1 rRNA gene is annotated in these 673 nt (G+C 41.6%); it reads left to right on the forward strand.

From position 1 onward, the window contains the following. The first annotated feature begins 55 nt into the window (after positions 1-55). Positions 56-170, forward strand: a 5S ribosomal RNA gene (rrf, locus tag L1070_RS20150). Positions 171-673: the final 503 nt, after the last annotated feature.

Below are 673 nucleotides of genomic sequence, written 5' to 3' on the forward strand. Positions count from 1 at the left end.
ACATCGCCAGGTCCTAATTTTATAAGTAATAATAAAAACTAAAGCAAAGAATTTGCTTGATGATAATAGCGTTTTGGACCCACCTGACCCCATGCCGAACTCAGAAGTGAAACGAAACAGCGTCGATGATAGTGTGGCAGTTGCCATGTGAAAGTAGAACATTGTCAGGCACCTAATTATAGAAAGCCCGACTCGAAAGAGTCGGGCTTTTTTGCGTGCAGAATCTTTGTGACCACGAAGTGGCGACAGAGAGTTCTGTGAAAGGTGAAGTAAGCAACCTTCACAAGTGCTAGCCTAAAAGTCCCTTTGTAATTACTAAACTAAGTCCCTCGGCGTTCTATAAACTGGATCATTTAACCTTGCGCAAAAGGAAATTAAGTACTGCGAGCTTGGTCATTAAACTTTTGCACAGTTGTTGGAAGGCGCTTCGCTTTTCCAACCTACGGCTTGTCGTTAATCTGGCGGTTGTTAAAGTGTTATAAAAGTTGAAATTTTAAGAGGTTTAGCTTAATAAATATCCGAACGGTCTGTTTATATCACTTTTCTTCAATAATTCTGTAAAAACCGCTTGCGCTTTTAATTCGCCGCCCTATAATGCGACCCCACTGACACGGAGCGCTACGCTGAATAAGCAAAGCAACAACGAGTCAGCGTCGAGTAAAACTTAGAGTTT

Origin of the sequence: Pseudoalteromonas sp. MMG022 (assembly GCF_021654245.1) — a bacterium.
GTDB classification, from domain to species: Bacteria; Pseudomonadota; Gammaproteobacteria; order Enterobacterales; family Alteromonadaceae; genus Pseudoalteromonas; species Pseudoalteromonas amylolytica.